13 protein-coding genes are annotated in these 15977 nt (G+C 50.7%); 5 read left to right on the top strand and 8 right to left on the bottom strand.

Annotated elements, in window-relative coordinates; translation table 11 throughout:
* Together H9644_RS14665 and greB are read right to left on the bottom strand one after the other, a co-directional pair.
* A partial coding sequence (locus H9644_RS14665; RefSeq protein WP_225221411.1) for a Tex family protein occupies positions 1–2032 on the bottom strand: 2032 nt, incomplete at its 3' end.
* 96 nt (positions 2033–2128) lie between these two features.
* Positions 2129–2605 carry a transcription elongation factor GreB gene (greB, locus tag H9644_RS14660; protein ID WP_000856744.1) on the bottom strand — a complete coding sequence of 159 codons (477 nt, stop codon included), beginning with the start codon at positions 2603–2605 and terminating at the stop codon, positions 2129–2131.
* Between the two features lie 227 nt (positions 2606–2832).
* On the opposite strand from greB, the gene ompR reads away from it, so the two are divergent.
* The 3 genes from ompR to H9644_RS21595 all read left to right on the top strand — a co-directional run bounded on the left by ompR (position 2833) and on the right by H9644_RS21595 (position 6273).
* Positions 2833–3552 carry an osmolarity response regulator transcription factor OmpR gene (gene ompR, locus H9644_RS14655; protein WP_001157751.1) on the top strand — a complete coding sequence of 240 codons (720 nt, stop codon included), beginning with the start codon at positions 2833–2835 and terminating at the stop codon, positions 3550–3552.
* Entirely contained in the window at positions 3549–4901 is a 1353-nt protein-coding gene (envZ, locus tag H9644_RS14650; RefSeq protein ID WP_105289356.1) for a two-component system sensor histidine kinase EnvZ, read from the top strand. The genes ompR and envZ overlap by 4 nt, the downstream gene beginning before the upstream one ends.
* Positions 4902–5232: 331 nt before the next feature.
* Complete coding sequence (locus H9644_RS21595; protein ID WP_225221410.1) at positions 5233–6273, top strand: hypothetical protein; 1041 nt, start codon at positions 5233–5235, stop codon at positions 6271–6273.
* A 53-nt stretch (positions 6274–6326) separates the two neighbouring features.
* Here H9644_RS21595 and pckA read toward each other — a convergent pair whose 3' ends face one another.
* Entirely contained in the window at positions 6327–7949 is a 1623-nt protein-coding gene (pckA, locus tag H9644_RS14640; RefSeq protein WP_064527611.1) for a phosphoenolpyruvate carboxykinase (ATP), read from the bottom strand.
* A 378-nt stretch (positions 7950–8327) separates the two neighbouring features.
* On the opposite strand from pckA, the gene H9644_RS14635 reads away from it, so the two are divergent.
* Positions 8328–10052, top strand: a complete 1725-nt coding sequence (locus tag H9644_RS14635; RefSeq protein ID WP_105289357.1) for a DUF4153 domain-containing protein — start codon at positions 8328–8330, stop codon at positions 10050–10052.
* Positions 10053–10195: 143 nt separating this feature from the next.
* On the opposite strand, the gene hslO is transcribed toward H9644_RS14635, so the two are convergent.
* The 4 genes from hslO to igaA form a co-directional block, all read right to left on the bottom strand.
* Positions 10196–11074: an Hsp33 family molecular chaperone HslO gene (gene hslO / locus H9644_RS14630; RefSeq protein ID WP_105289380.1), complete on the bottom strand. Its 879-nt coding sequence runs from the start codon at positions 11072–11074 to the stop codon at positions 10196–10198.
* Positions 11075–11098: 24 nt separating this feature from the next.
* Positions 11099–11500, bottom strand: coding sequence for a ribosome-associated heat shock protein Hsp15 (gene hslR / locus H9644_RS14625; RefSeq protein ID WP_000660493.1), 402 nt, complete (start codon positions 11498–11500; stop codon positions 11099–11101).
* A gap of 10 nt (positions 11501–11510) precedes the next feature.
* On the bottom strand, positions 11511–12179 hold the full coding sequence (gene yrfG, locus H9644_RS14620) for a GMP/IMP nucleotidase (RefSeq protein ID WP_023155832.1): 669 nt from the start codon (positions 12177–12179) through the stop codon (positions 11511–11513).
* Between the two features lie 64 nt (positions 12180–12243).
* Positions 12244–14379, bottom strand: coding sequence for an intracellular growth attenuator protein IgaA (igaA, locus tag H9644_RS14615; RefSeq protein WP_064527606.1), 2136 nt, complete (start codon positions 14377–14379; stop codon positions 12244–12246).
* Between the two features lie 321 nt (positions 14380–14700).
* Here igaA and nudE point away from each other — a divergent pair, with 321 nt between their 5' ends.
* Entirely contained in the window at positions 14701–15261 is a 561-nt protein-coding gene (gene nudE, locus H9644_RS14610) for an ADP compounds hydrolase NudE (protein WP_105289358.1), read from the top strand.
* A 9-nt stretch (positions 15262–15270) separates the two neighbouring features.
* Here nudE and H9644_RS14605 read toward each other — a convergent pair whose 3' ends face one another.
* Positions 15271–15975: a hypothetical protein gene (locus H9644_RS14605; protein ID WP_225221409.1), complete on the bottom strand. Its 705-nt coding sequence runs from the start codon at positions 15973–15975 to the stop codon at positions 15271–15273.
* Positions 15976–15977: the final 2 nt, after the last annotated feature.

Here is a 15977-nt window from a genome sequence, read left to right as displayed (position 1 = left end):
CCAGCCCGTCCTGATGCACGCCGATATCGACAAACGCGCCAAAGTTAGTGACGTTGGTCACCGCACCTTCGAGGATCATGCCCGGTTGCAGGTCGTTCATTGTCTCGACGCCATCGGCAAACTGAGCGGTTTTAAACTCAGGACGTGGGTCGCGGCCCGGTTTTTCCAGCTCTTTGATGATGTCGGTTACTGTCGGCACACCGAATTTCTCATCGGTAAAGTCAGAGGCTTTCAGGTTACGCAGTTCGCTGCTGTTACCCATCAGATCTTTCAGCGCCTGCTGCGTTGCCGCCAGAATACGTTCCACCACCGGATAGGCTTCCGGGTGAACGGTAGACGCGTCCAGCGGGTTATCGCCGTGGTTAATCCGCAGGAAGCCCGCGCACTGCTCGAAGGCTTTCGGCCCCAGACGGCTCACTTTTAACAGCTGCTGACGGTTCTGGAACTGACCGTTTTCATCGCGCCAGGCAACGATGTTTTGCGCCATCATGCGCGTCAGGCCCGCTACGCGAGTTAACAGCGGAACGGACGCTGTGTTCAGATCGACGCCAACGGCGTTTACACAGTCTTCCACTACCGCATCCAGCTTGCGGGCCAACTGCGTCTGGCTGACGTCGTGTTGATACTGGCCCACGCCGATAGATTTCGGATCGATTTTCACCAGTTCTGCCAGTGGATCCTGCAAACGACGAGCGATAGATACCGCGCCACGCAGAGAAACATCGAGGTCCGGGAACTCCTGTGCCGCCAGTTCGGAAGCGGAGTAAACCGATGCGCCTGCTTCGCTGACGATCACTTTCTGCGCGGTAACTTTCGGGAACTGCTTCTGCACGTCGAGATAGAAACGCTCGGTTTCGCGGGAAGCCGTACCGTTACCGATCGCCACCAGTTCAACATTATGTTTTTCACACAAGGCGGCAACGGTCATCGCCGCTTTTGCGGCCTGTCCGGTGTGTGGATAAATGGTATCGGTTGCGACCAGTTTGCCGGTTGCGTCGACCACCGCCACTTTTACCCCGGTACGCAGACCCGGATCGAGGCCCATCGTCGCACGCAGCCCGGCTGGGGCTGCCATCAGCAGATCGTGCAGGTTACGGGCAAAGACGTTAATTGCTTCATCTTCCGCACGTTCGCGCACGGTACCCATCAGTTCGGTTTCCAGGTGCATCAGCACCTTGATGCGCCAGGTCCAGCTCACCACGCCTTTGCGCCAGCTATCCGCCGGGGCATTGTTCAGGCGCAAGCCGAGGTGGTCCATGATGATTTGCTCGCAATAGCTCTCTTTCGGTGGTTCGTCGAACTGCGGATCGGCATTCAGCGAAAGCTGGAGTACGCCTTCGTTACGACCACGGAACATCGCCAGCGCACGGTGAGAAGGCACCGTTGACAGCGGTTCGTGATGATCGAAATAGTCGCGGAATTTTGCCCCTTCCTCTTCTTTACCGCTCACCACGGTGGACACCAGGTGCGCGTTTTTCCACAGATAATCACGCACTTTAGCCAACAGGGCTGCATCTTCGGCAAAACGTTCCATCAGGATATAACGCGCGCCGTCCAGTGCGGCTTTGGTATCTGCCACGCCTTTATCGGCATCAACATATTGCGCAGCGGCAACTTCTGGCGTGTGTGAAGGATCGTTCCACAGCAGATCAGCCAATGGCTCAAGCCCTGCTTCAATAGCGATTTGCCCGCGGGTACGACGTTTGGGTTTGTAAGGCAGGTAGAGGTCTTCGAGTTCGGTTTTGCTCAAGGTGGCATTGATGGCATTCGCCAGCTCGTCGGTGAGTTTACCTTGCTCAGAAATGGACTTGAGAATAGCCTGACGTCTCTCTTCCAGCTCGCGCAGATATCCCAGACGCGTTTCCAGATTACGCAACTGCGTGTCATCCAGACCGCCGGTGATTTCCTTACGATAACGTGCGATAAACGGCACGGTATTCCCTTCGTCAAGCAGGCGAACGGCGGCTTCAACCTGTTCCGGGCGCGCCTGAATTTCACCCGCAATAATGCGGCAGAACGAATCATTCATCATGGTTTGAGTTCATCTTTTCGGATCAAAAATCAGGGGATAGTTATACGGACTGGCTGGCAAAAATACCAGCCATTGACAGGAGGTTAAGACTCTTCCTTACGGTTTCACGTATTCGATGGCATTAACATACCAGCTTGCCTCTCCAGCAGGGGTATTCACCACCGCCAGATCGCCCACTTCTTTTTTCAGTAATGCGCGGGCCATCGGGGAATCGATAGAGATGTAATCTTTACGGCCAAAGATTTCATCGTAGCCGACGATACGAAAACGGTGAGTAACGCCATCATCGTTTTCAATCTCTACCCACGCGCCAAAGAAAACTTTGCCTTCCTGCTGGGGCGAGTAATCGACGATTTTGAGATTTTCCATGCATTTAGTGAGATAGCGCACACGACGGTCGATTTCACGCAGGCGCTTTTTATTATACTGATAGTCAGCATTTTCGCTGCGGTCACCCAGACTCGCGGCCCAGGTCACCTTCTTTGTGACTTCCGGGCGCTCTTCGCGCCAGAGATAATTTAGCTCTTGTTTGAGTTTTTCATACCCTTCCCGGGTAACCAGGGGCGTTTTCATCTCGTTGATTCCCTTTGTCTGTTTAATAATGCGCACATTGGGTATAACGTGATCATATCAACAGAATCAATAATGTTTCGCCGAATAAATTGTATACTTAACCTGCTGTTTAATATGCTTTGTAACAATTTAGGCTGAAATTCATACCAGATTTAGCTGGTGGCGAACGTAAGCTTTTTTAAGAATACACGCTTACAAATTGTTGCGAACCTTTGGGAGTACAAACAATGCAAGAGAACTACAAGATTCTGGTGGTCGATGACGACATGCGCCTGCGCGCGCTGCTGGAGCGTTATCTCACCGAACAAGGCTTCCAGGTTCGAAGCGTCGCTAATGCAGAACAGATGGATCGCCTGCTGACTCGTGAATCTTTCCATCTTATGGTACTGGATTTGATGTTACCTGGTGAAGATGGCTTGTCGATTTGCCGACGTCTTCGTAGCCAGAGTAACCCGATGCCGATCATTATGGTGACGGCGAAAGGAGAAGAAGTTGACCGTATCGTTGGCCTGGAAATTGGTGCTGACGATTACATTCCAAAACCGTTTAACCCGCGTGAATTGCTGGCCCGCATCCGTGCGGTACTGCGTCGTCAGGCGAACGAACTGCCGGGCGCGCCGTCACAGGAAGAAGCGGTGATCGCTTTCGGTAAGTTCAAACTTAACCTGGGTACGCGTGAAATGTTCCGCGAAGATGAACCGATGCCACTTACCAGCGGTGAATTTGCGGTACTAAAGGCGCTGGTCAGCCATCCACGTGAGCCGCTCTCCCGCGATAAGCTGATGAATCTTGCCCGTGGCCGTGAATATTCCGCAATGGAACGTTCTATCGACGTGCAGATCTCGCGTCTGCGTCGCATGGTGGAAGAAGATCCGGCGCATCCGCGTTACATTCAGACCGTCTGGGGTCTGGGCTACGTCTTCGTGCCGGACGGTTCTAAAGCATGAGGCGATTGCGCTTCTCGCCACGAAGTTCATTTGCCCGCACGTTATTGCTCATCGTCACCTTGCTGTTCGTCAGCCTGGTGACGACTTATCTGGTGGTGCTGAACTTCGCGATTTTGCCGAGCCTCCAGCAGTTTAATAAAGTCCTCGCTTACGAAGTCCGTATGTTGATGACCGATAAACTGCAACTGGAGGACGGCACGCAGTTGGTTGTGCCTCCCGCTTTCCGTCGGGAGATCTACCGTGAGCTGGGGATCTCCCTCTATTCCAACGAAGCTGCCGAAGAGGCCGGGCTGCGTTGGGCGCAACACTATGAATTCTTAAGCCATCAGATGGCGCAGCAGCTTGGCGGCCCGACGGAAGTCCGCGTCGAGGTCAACAAAAGTTCGCCTGTCGTCTGGCTGAAAACCTGGCTGTCGCCCAATATCTGGGTGCGCGTGCCGCTGACCGAAATTCATCAGGGCGATTTCTCCCCGCTGTTCCGCTATACGCTGGCGATAATGCTGCTGGCGATAGGTGGCGCGTGGCTGTTTATTCGTATTCAGAACCGACCCCTTGTTGATCTCGAACATGCAGCTTTGCAGGTGGGTAAGGGGATTATTCCGCCGCCGCTGCGTGAGTATGGCGCTTCGGAGGTGCGTTCGGTTACCCGTGCCTTCAACCATATGGCGGCTGGCGTCAAGCAACTGGCGGATGACCGCACGCTGCTGATGGCGGGGGTAAGCCACGACCTGCGCACGCCGCTGACGCGTATTCGCCTGGCGACCGAGATGATGAGCGAGCAGGATGGCTACCTGGCAGAATCGATCAATAAAGATATCGAAGAGTGTAACGCCATCATTGAGCAGTTTATCGACTACCTGCGCACCGGGCAGGAGATGCCGATGGAATTGGCGGATCTTAATGCGGTGCTCGGTGAGGTTATTGCCGCCGAAAGTGGCTATGAGCGGGAAATTGATACCGCGCTTTATCCCGGCAGTATTGAGGTGAAAATGCACCCACTGTCGATCAAACGTGCGGTGGCGAATATGGTGGTGAACGCCGCCCGCTATGGCAATGGCTGGATCAAAGTCAGCAGCGGCACCGAGCCAAATCGCGCCTGGTTCCAGGTGGAAGATGACGGCCCAGGTATTGAACCGGAGCAGCGTAAGCACCTGTTCCAGCCGTTTGTCCGTGGTGACAGCGCGCGCACTATCAGTGGCACTGGCTTAGGACTGGCGATTGTGCAGCGGATCATCGATAACCATAACGGGATGCTGGAACTTGGCACCAGCGAGCGGGGCGGGCTTTCCATTCGCGGCTGGCTGCCATTGCCGGTAACGCGGGCGCAGGGCACGACAAAAGAAGGGTAAATAAACGGGAGGCGAAGGTGCCTCCCGTTTTTTTAAATAATTAATATACTCGTCATACTTCAAGTTGCATGTGCTGCGTCTGCGGGTTATTCGCCCCATCCATGGGCCTCACCCCTTACGGGGCCGCTGCAAGCAGCGTTCAAATCCGCTCCATGCGGATTTGTCGCTCACCCCAGTCACTTACTTATGTAAGCTCCTGGGGATTCACTCGCTTGCCGCGTTACTCGGCCTGAGGCCTCGCCCTTTCAGGGCCAACGCAAGCGTTGTTCAAAACGACCCTGCCGTTTTGTCCTGCAACTCGAATTATTTAGAGTATAAGAATGGAATCATTATGCTTAATTCGCAATCTGTCAGGGATGTAGTGCAGGAAGCCATTGCTGGTCAGGACTATGAAAGAATTAATACTGTTACTGAACAACTGCTGTCAGCGAATAATCCACGTTTTCATCTTGATGCCCTTAATTTGTTATTAGTTACATCTGGTCATTACCATCATCAGGAAGTGGCGATGAAACTTCAGCAAATTGGAGATCCGTCCACGATTCCTTATGTCAGGCAGGTATTTGCCCACGGGTTTGATTACCTCGATTATACATGTTCGGATTCTGGCGCAATTGCAAAATGGTTTAGCCATCTGTTATGGAAAATAGGCACGCCAGAGGCCCTGGCATTGATTCAGGAGTACACATCTCATTCAGATGAAGGTATCCGCAAAGAGATGCTTTATCGACTTAAACGTATTGCACATATGATGAGTATCAGCAAATTTGATCCACGAACCGCACATTACCTCGGCACAGTGCAAATCCATTATACTCCAACCACCTTCAACGCTGCCGTTAGGCATTACACCTATTACATTAAAAAGCGTTTTAAATGGTGCAAACGGGGAATTTGGGCCGGTGGTTTACTGGCAATACTGCCTGTGATCCTACAATGGTTGAATTCTTCCCATGACTTTAAACTCAACGGAATTAGTCGGTTAATTCTCCTGTTCACGTTGGTCTTCCTATGGTTAATGTTCCTGTTAATCACCCGAAGAATCAAAGATTTTAAGTCAAAAACAGTGCAGGTTACTTTTACTGAACCCGTACGTTATGAGTTTTATAGCGAGGGGATTGTTTTTTATGAATCTCATCAGCAGGGCATACTTCGCTGGGGGGATTTTTATGGTATTCATTACGAAGAAGATTATTTGTGGCTTTTTCTGCATTTACCGAAGAGTTTTTCCAGAGAAGCGACGAAAGAGTTTAGTGATATTTTTATTCCCGCCAGTGCGATAAAAGCGCAGCCTGAACTGGATACGTTTTTTCGTGAAACACGCCACTTGCTGGAATATATGTTTTCCCCATTTAATTCAGACAGAAAGTAAAAAATCCCCCGAATCTCGCGAAACGGGGGAACTTCGTCACTTAACTTAACGGATTACAGCTTCGGACCCGCAGCTACCAGCGCGGCACCGGCTGGGGTGTCGGTGTATTTATCGAAGTTGTCGATAAACAGTTTCGCCAGCGTTTCGGCTTTTTCCTGCCACTGTTCCGGAGATGCGTAGGTGTTACGCGGATCGAGGATCTTCGTGTCGACGCCCGGCAGTTCGGTTGGGATCGCCAGGTTAAACATCGGCAGAGTGAAGGTTTCTGCGTTATCCAGCGAACCGTTCAGGATGGCGTCGATAATGGCGCGGGTATCTTTAATGGAGATACGTTTGCCAGTGCCGTTCCAGCCGGTGTTAACCAGATATGCCTGCGCACCTGCCGCCTGCATACGTTTCACCAGCACTTCTGCGTACTGAGTCGGGTGCAGCGACAGGAATGCCGCGCCAAAGCAGGCAGAGAAGGTTGGCGTCGGTTCGGTGATGCCGCGCTCAGTACCAGCCAGTTTGGCGGTGAAGCCAGAGAGGAAGTGGTACTGGGTTTGGTCGGCCGTCAGACGGGAAACCGGCGGCAGCACGCCAAAGGCATCTGCGGTCAGGAAGATAACCTTAGTCGCATGGCCCGCTTTGGAGACTGGCTTAACGATGTTATCAATGTGATAGATCGGATAAGAAACGCGGGTGTTCTCGGTTTTTGAACCATCGTCAAAGTCGATAGTGCCATCTTCACGTACGGTGACGTTTTCCAGCAGCGCATCGCGGCGGATAGCGTTGTAGATTTCAGGTTCTGCTTCTTTCGACAGTTTAATGGTTTTCGCGTAGCAGCCGCCTTCGAAGTTAAACACGCCGTCATCATCCCAGCCGTGCTCGTCATCGCCAATCAGACGACGTTTCGGGTCGGTGGAAAGGGTAGTTTTACCTGTGCCAGAAAGGCCGAAGAACACGGCAACATCGCCTTTTTCGCCAACGTTGGCGGAGCAGTGCATAGAAGCGATACCTTTCAGCGGCAGCAGGTAGTTCATCATCGAGAACATCCCTTTCTTCATTTCGCCGCCATACCAGGTGCCACCAATCAACTGCATGCGTTCAGTCAGGTTAAACGCCACGAAGTTTTCAGAATTCAGACCCTGCTCTTTCCACTGCGGGTTGGTACACTTCGCGCCGTTCATGACGATAAAGTCAGGTTTGAAACCTTCCAGCTCTTCATCACTCGGGCGAATAAACATGTTCTTGACGAAATGCGCCTGCCAGGCCACTTCGGTGATGAAACGTACGGAAAGGCGAGTATCCGGGTTAGCGCCACAGAAAGCATCAACCACGAACAGGCGTTTGCCGGAAAGCTGTTTGGTCACCAGGCCTTTCAGATGTTGCCAGGTTTCCGGAGTGAGTGGTTTGTTATCGTTTTTACCTTTGCCTTTGTCTGCCCACCAGAAAGTATCGCGAGTGGTATCGTCACGGACGATATACTTATCTTTTGGTGAACGACCAGTGAAGATCCCGGTATCCACGGCAACGGCACCCAGATTAGTTAACACCCCGCGCTCATAACCTGTCAGGCTCGGATCGAGCTCTTCCTGATACAGCAGGTCGTAGCTTGGGTTGTAAACGATATCATGTACGTCACTGATACCATAAGCCTCGAGTTCTTGCGGGGTCAAACCATTGTTAACGCGCATTTCACTGCTCCTTAGCCAATATGTATTGCCTGAATAGTAAAGTCTTTTTGGGGGTGTTAACCGCGACAAGGCTCATAGATTTACGCATCTGGAGAAATTCATATTTGACAAAAAACTCCGTGATTCCTGTCACGAAACGGTTGCTATTATCGCAGAAATGACATTCCAGGTGTGGAAAATGTTCCTAAAAGGTTAAATGTTGGTTTAATTGACCATTATAATGTGAGTGAAATCTCATTCATGATTGAAATTTATGCAAAATCAATCAGTAAAGTATCGATTCACCACCGCAAAATTTTTTGTAAATTTTTCTGAAAATAAATATTAGTACTGTCTGAATGCAATAATTAACCTTCCTTTTGATTCCGGATCACTAACATGGATAACGTTGAACTTTCACCTGCAACACGGTGGGGAATGGTCGCCACTGGATTAATCCAGGGACTGGTTTGCTATCTTCTAATAACCTGGCTGGCTGTGGACAATAACAACTGGATTGTTTACGGCGTCCCTGCAACCGTGGCGCTTTCATCCGTTTTGTTATTCACCGTGGAGTCCTTCAAACAGAAGCGTTTGTGGGGATGGTTGGCGCTGGTATTTATTGCCACTCTGGCGATGAGCGGCTGGCTGAAGTGGCAAATTGATGGCATGAGTTCCTGGAGAGCGGACCAGGAACTCTGGGAATTTGGTTGTTATCTGCTGTTAATGGCGATGTTGTTATTGCCCTGGATACAACTGAATTTACACGACAGAAAAGGGCGAACGAACTATAGCTTTTTTTACCAGTCGGTGTGGCACAACACTCTAATATTGATGGTGATTTTTATCACTAATGGCCTGACCTGGCTGGTGCTTTTACTGTGGAGTGAGTTATTTAAACTTGTTGGCATCACGTTTTTCAGTACCCTCTTTTTTTCAACCGACTGGTTTATTTATCTTACGTTGGGCCTGGTTACCGCGCTGTCAGTCATTCTTGCGCGGACACAATCGCGGTTAATCGCCTCTATACAAAAGCTCTTCACGTTGATCGCTACAGGTTTGCTACCGCTGGTTTCACTGCTGACGCTGCTGTTTATTATCACTTTGCCTTTTGCTGGTTTGAATGCGATTTCTCGCCACATTTCCGCCGCTGGTCTGCTGTTAACTCTGGCCTTTTTGCAGTTGCTCTTAATGGCCATTGTCCGCGATCCACAAAAAGCATCGCTTCCCTGGACTGGCCCGTTGCGTTGCCTGATAAAAACGTCTCTGCTGGTGGCACCGCTCTATGTGCTGATCGCCGCCTGGGCTATATGGATGCGGGTCGCTCAATACGGCTGGACAGCCGAACGCTTGCACGGCGCACTGGCGGTGGTGGTGTTACTGGCCTGGTCGTTGGGGTATTTTGTCAGTATCGTCTGGCGTAAAGGGCAAAATCCCCTTGTTCTTCAGGGCAAAGTGAACCTTACGGTTTCGTTATTGGTGCTGGTGATACTGGTGCTTCTTAATTCGCCGGTGCTGGACAGTATGCGCATTAGCGTGAACAGCCATATGGCGCGTTATCAGAGCGGCAAGAACACGCCAGACCAGGTAAGTATCTACATGCTCGAACATAGCGGTCGCTATGGACGTGCAGCGCTGGAGTCGTTGAAAAGCGATGTCGAGTATATGAAAGACCCGAAACGCAGGCGGAGTTTGCTGATGGCGTTTGATGGCGTGCAGCGACTTCAGCAGCAGATATCAGAAAAAGCATTAGCTGATAATGTATTTATCGCCCCAGGTTCTGGCAAACCGGATGCGACATTCTGGTCGGCAGTGATGAAAAATCGCTATAACGCAATGATATGTATTGAAAAAGATGCCTGCGTTCTGGTAGAGCAAGATCTGAATAGTGATGGTAGGGCAGAGCGGATCCTGTTTGCCTTTAATGATGAAAGATACATTGTCTATGGCATTGATCCTGCCGGGAAAGAATGGAAAGAGATTACGATGAGTTCACTCCCGGATGTAATAACGAAAGAGAAATTACTCACTGCCGCGAAGGATGGAAAACTGGGGACGAAGCCTAAAACGTGGCGCAATCTTACGGTGGATGGAGAAACGCTGGATTTGAATCTGAAGGAATGACAGCGCACATCTGATTTTTTATTGGATGCGGCGCCTTATCTTACCTGCAATAAATTGCATTTAATCCGCAGGCCAGATAAGCGCAGCGCATCAGGCAATGTAGTCATGAAATCCGGCAGAGTTATCTCTGCCGGAACGACTAATTAATGAACCTGCGGGTCTGCCGGAGACGCATTGTTGCGGATCTCGGCAATATCCATCGTATTGAACAGATAGTGGTTACCGCAGTAATCACAATGCATGTCAATTTCGCCATCTTCCGCGAGGATGCTATCAACTTCTTCATCCGGCAGCGTTTTCAGCGCGTCGGCGCAACGTTCACGCGAGCAGGTGCATTTGAACTCAACATCCTGCGGATCGTAAACCGTTACTTCTTCTTCGTGGTACAAACGCCACAACACTTCGTTTGCCGGCAAGGTCAGCAGCTCTTCAGTTTTGATGGTTTCGGTCAACGTCGCCAGGTGGTCGAAGTCATCCTGCTGGGCATTTTGCGCAGGCATTACCTGCAACAACATACCGCCCGCAGCCGGTTTGCCATCTACGTCGCCGGTGCGAATAAACAGGCGCGTCGGCAGCTGTTCAGAACGCATAAAGTAATCTTCCAGGCAGGCCGCCAGGGTGTCACCTTCCAGACCAACTACGCCCTGATAGCGTTCGCCTTCGCTCGGGGTAATCGTGATCACTACGTAACCATTGCCGACCAGTGTTTTCAGATCGGCATTTTCCGGAATTTCGCCCTGCACACGCGCGACGCCACGCATCTGCTGTTTGTTGTTTCCGTTGATGACCGCCAGACTCATTGGGCCGTCGCCTTGCAGCTGTACGGTGATATCACCATCAAACTTCAGCGTAGCGGTCAACAGGCTGGTCGCGACCAGCAGTTCTGCCAGCACGTTTTTCACCGGCTGCGGATAATCGTGATTCTCAAGGATCTGTTGCAGGGTTTCCGAAACGGTTACCAGTTCGCCGCGCACGGCAAAGTTTTCAAACAGATAGCGATGTAATTGGTCATGTTGCGGCATAATCATCTCTCTTGCAGGTGACAGTTATTCACTGTCGCCGTGTTTAAATCGTAACAGGTCACGGCGCTCTTTTTTGTCCGGGCGCCGGTCCGGGTGCGGCATGGTTAAGGCATTAAGTTTACGTGCCAGCGCCATTTTTTCGCGTTTCTCTACACTTTCCGCAGTCTCTTCATACAACAAGACCGCCTCGCTGGCGGGGCGACGCTGTTCAGTAATCGCCTTTACAATCACCGTTCGTTCGTCATTTCCCTGGCGCAGTGTGAGCGTGGCATTCAGCTCGACGACTTTACTCGGCTTGCTGCGCTGCCCGTTGTAATGCACCTTACCGCCTTCAATCATTTCGCGGGCCAGCGCACGGGTTTTATAAAAACGGGCGGCCCATAGCCATTTATCCAGTCGAACCTCAACAGCCGGTTTTTCTTTCATGGCGTCTCCTTCACATTAGCGAGGGGATCAGGCGGCGGTAGTCATTCAGTGACGGATGGCGCTCATACTGTTTTTCGGCTATTCCAGAGTCAGGGTTGGTGACGCCGAGACAGTAACGAATACCAAATTGCGCGGCAGCATCGAGAATGGCTTCGCTGTCATCAATAAACAGCGTTCTTTCAGCTTTCAGACCCGTAGCTTCGGCCACCGCATGCCATAACCGCTGATCCTCTTTCGGATAACCAAATGTGTGGGTGGAAAGTAATAAATCAAGGTGTGCGTCCAGACCCGTATGCTCAAGTTTAACGGCCAGGTTATGTGGATGGGCGTTAGTGAGCAAAATTCGCTGCTTGCCGCTGGCTTTCAGCGCTTCGAGAAACGGAATAGTATCTTCACGCAACACGGCTCGCGGCCCCATCTCGGTGGTCATCGCACAGATATCCAGACCCAGTTGCTCGCTCCAGTAATCAAGACAGTACCAGTTTAGCGTATGCTGCACGTCGTGATATTGCTGGCGCATATATTCCATTGCTTCCTGTGGCGTAACACCGTTTTTCGCGCCCCAGGTTTCAGGCACCAGCTTTTGCCAGAAATAGTTATCGAAGGCGAGGTCGAGCAACGTGCCGTCCATATCCAGCAGAACGGTATCTACGTCCTGCCAGGCAATGTTGATATGCATGAGGGAAATCTCCAGAGTGAAGCAATTTGCGCGACAGGGTAGCATAACCTGCCGCGCAAACGTGTTATTCGGTAAGGCTTTCTGAAGACGTGAGCAACGTCGGATTCAGGCAGCTTTCGTAATATTCCTGAATCTCCATCATGCGGGTGCGATGACGCTGGTAACGACGCCAGGCCTGCACGCCATTATAGATGGCACAGCCGAACATCGTCAGTAGCAGTAATGTGGTGCCGAGATAGCGCCACAGGCCAGAACGGTCCGGAATAGGGTGCAAGCCGATATGCTGCGTACCGTTGGCATCGGTGAAGATATTGGTGACGATTCCCTCGGCGTTAAACGGTGTATGCATCAACATTTGCGCCAGCTTCTGGAAAGCGTTCCATTGTTCTTGCGCCGGGTAGTCATAAAGCGAGGTTGCTGGCCACGGTTGATCGACAAAATCGCTGCCTTCGTCGCTGACAATCAGGAAGCCGCCAGGCGCTGGGCTATTCAGTGATTGCGCCGCTCGCGCCGTTTCATGAGTGATAAACGGTGCGGTGGAAGTCGCCACCAGATTATCCAGTGATTCTGCGCTCACCGGGCGAAGTAATACATTCACACCATCAAGTTTTCCTGCGTTGGCGCGTTTCACCAGTGCGTCCCAGTCCTTACTGTTGCCGAGATTAACCAGTGCGTTTTTTAAGCGCACACAATCATCTTTGGCTGCACAGAGATCGGCAGTTTTCAGCACGATGTCGCCAAAGTCATCAAGCAAAACCATGCCGGATTTCTGAATCGCAGAACGTAATGAGGCACTGACGCGAGATTCATCATCCGGTTTCGGGTGCAACTGGCGGTTTACTGCCTCGGTCAGTGCCGTGGCCTTGTTAACCAGTTCCGATTCCGGTAATGGCAATGAACGGGCGTCATTCCAGATGATCTGCGAGCAGTCAAATGGCAAAAACGGTGAATTGGTTTTCGCGCTCCAGGTGCCGGAAGTGCGGATATTACACATGCCTGTACCGCTTAGACGTAAGGTATCGCCCACGCGTACGCCAGCGTCCGCAAGTTGTTTAACACTGGTGGCTTCAATAGTCTGCGCGCCTTTCATCCACGAGAGAGTGAATTTCAGCGGCATATCCAGCGGGATCCAGAACAGCAGCATAAACAAGACTAACAGCGAACCGGCTGCGATAACCGTGCTGCGTAGCCAGTGCTGCAACGGGAAGTTTTTTACTTCGTCATGTAGCGAAAGATAGCGCCCCTGGCGCACGACGTGGCGGTCCAGGTAGATATCGATATCGGTTTGTTGTCCGAGATCCTGGGCAATGTAAGGTTGCCAGTGCGCGGGGTAGACCAGGTCGATAATACCAAGCGAAATATTGTTAATCTGTTCCTGCGAGTTTTCGCCAAACAGCCCCCAGCGACGCGGTGTCCCGCGCAGGCAGTGGATCTCCCGTAGGGAAGATTTGGCAGGTGGCGCATATAATCCCCACAGACCCGCCCCCAGCAGCAGTAGCGCGCCGCCAACCAACCACGGGACAAATACATCTGGGGTTACCAGGCAGAAATAGAACATCAGGAATGAGGCGACAATCAGCAGCGCTTCCCGCAATCCTCGTGGGCGGCTAAGTGCATACTCTTCGTGCGTTTCCTGGCGAATGTTGAGCAACTCAATTTGTTCGCTCTCTTCACCGCGAATCGACGCCTGCGTTGATGGAATAGGTTGTAACGCGTAACCGCGAGTCTCCTGCATATACTCTTGCAGCGTATGACCGTTGAGTGAAATGACTAATGGGAGTGAGTCGGTATAAATCAGTTCAACGGTGTTTTCGTCGTTGATGTACTGCTCCCAGAAAGGCGGCAGGTGAACTTCTACCGAGTCAAGGTAGTAGCGCCATTTATTGGGATCGTCAGTAGAGATGCCATAACGTGTGATAGCGTGCGTCAACATCATCACATTATTGCTTTCGGCGTTCAGCGTCAGAGAGACAGGCGCCGTGCTGGCACCCGTCGGGCCGGGAACCTGCAAAATCTGCGTCAGGCTCTCGAGATAATTTTCAATAGCGCTACGTTCTTCCGGAGTGAGTTTGCGCGTTTGCGCATCAGCGAAGGCGTTAGCCCAGGGCAATTGTCGCCGCCTGGTGCGTGCTTTTATCAGCCATCCCGCAAATAGTGAGCAGGCCAGCAAAGCAGCTAAAAAAATCACAATGGTGCTCATGCTTTCCCCATCTTACTTAATTTGTCAGGCGTGATTATTCGCACCCTGGACACAATATAGGATTCTGCGGTTGGCTATCGGCAAGCGTGGAGTTGAACTTGAGCATCATTAAGCGCATCCCGGTAACCGCTGATCATAGCAAACCCTCTGAGGGCGGAATATCAGCAAATTCCTGGAGTTATTTCAACCTATTGACTTTTAATTTGATTTGAGAACGATTATTTATCAGGTTGCATAAATGTAAATAACATGCAATTCACATTGCCGAAACGGTGTCCGATATCGCACAATAAATACTGATTTCACTGCAAAGATTCCACAATGAGAAAATCATTACAAAAACCCACCATTCTGAATGTTGAAACTGTAGCCCGTTCCCGACTGTTTACCGTCGAAAGCGTGGATCTGGAGTTCAGCAATGGCGTGCGGCGTGTTTATGAACGAATGCGTCCAACCAACAGGGAAGCGGTGATGATTGTGCCTATTGTGGACGACCATCTGATCCTGATTCGTGAGTACGCGGTGGGAACTGAATCCTACGAGTTGGGATTTTCAAAAGGGCTGATTGATCCTGGTGAAAGCGTCTACGAAGCAGCTAACCGCGAGCTAAAAGAAGAAGTGGGCTATGGTGCGAAGGATCTGACTTTTTTGAAGAAACTCAGTATGGCGCCGTCTTACTTCTCCAGCAAAATGAATATTGTGGTGGCGCAGGATCTTTACCCTGAATCGCTGGAAGGCGACGAACCAGAGCCGCTGCCGCAGGTTCGCTGGCCGCTGGCGCATATGATGGATTTGCTTGAAGACCCTGACTTCAATGAAGCGCGCAATGTCAGCGCACTGTTCCTGGTACGTGAGTGGTTGAAGGGGCAGGGGCGGTTGTAAAACCCCTGTTTATGCAGGCTGGCGTGACTGGGCGATTTTTTCGTGAATAAACGCCAGTGCTTCCTCTTCTTTATCACTCAGCCATATAAAACTTGATTTGTTCATAACCAATACAAATATATCTTTATAGGGGATAAGGTCATTTATCTCTGACCAGACACAAAAGCTGTGGGTGCCAGATTTTTTCCAGCATTTAACACCAGTCTCATCGATTTTAAAGTTCAATCCTTCTTTCATTGCTGTTTGATTGTAGAGAGCAGATTGCGCTTTCTTCAGTTTATGTCTTGTCCAGTAGGTCTTTACTGAAAAAAACATACCATGTAGCCAAAATACGATAATTAATACTTTGTTTTTATTGAGTATAAACAGAAGGTCATCGGTGATGTTATTCCAGACTGATAATTCAATTTCTATATTAAATATCCCTAAAATCACGAGAGATGCAGGGAATAGCAAGAAAAACGTGACAGCAATGATGTCATAGAGAGTCGCTTTGTGTAGGCGCGGCATTTTCTCTGGATGATACCTTCGTAGAACAAGGCTGGTGATGGTTAGAAAATCAGTTTGGTTAAGGCTGAATGGGGGATATTGCCTGGTGAACTGACGACTGATTTCGCTGTAATTCTTCGAAAGAGAAGGAGAGTGAATTTCCATTTTCGTTGACATCTTCCATAGTAAAAAAAGCCCGGCAACATTAACGCTGCCGGGCGTCATTT

Origin of the sequence: Escherichia whittamii (genome assembly GCF_014836715.1) — a bacterium.
In the GTDB taxonomy this organism is placed as follows: Bacteria; Pseudomonadota; Gammaproteobacteria; order Enterobacterales; family Enterobacteriaceae; genus Escherichia; species Escherichia whittamii.
Note: the sequence above shows the minus strand (reverse complement) of the source record. Positions and strands in the feature narration are given on the sequence as shown.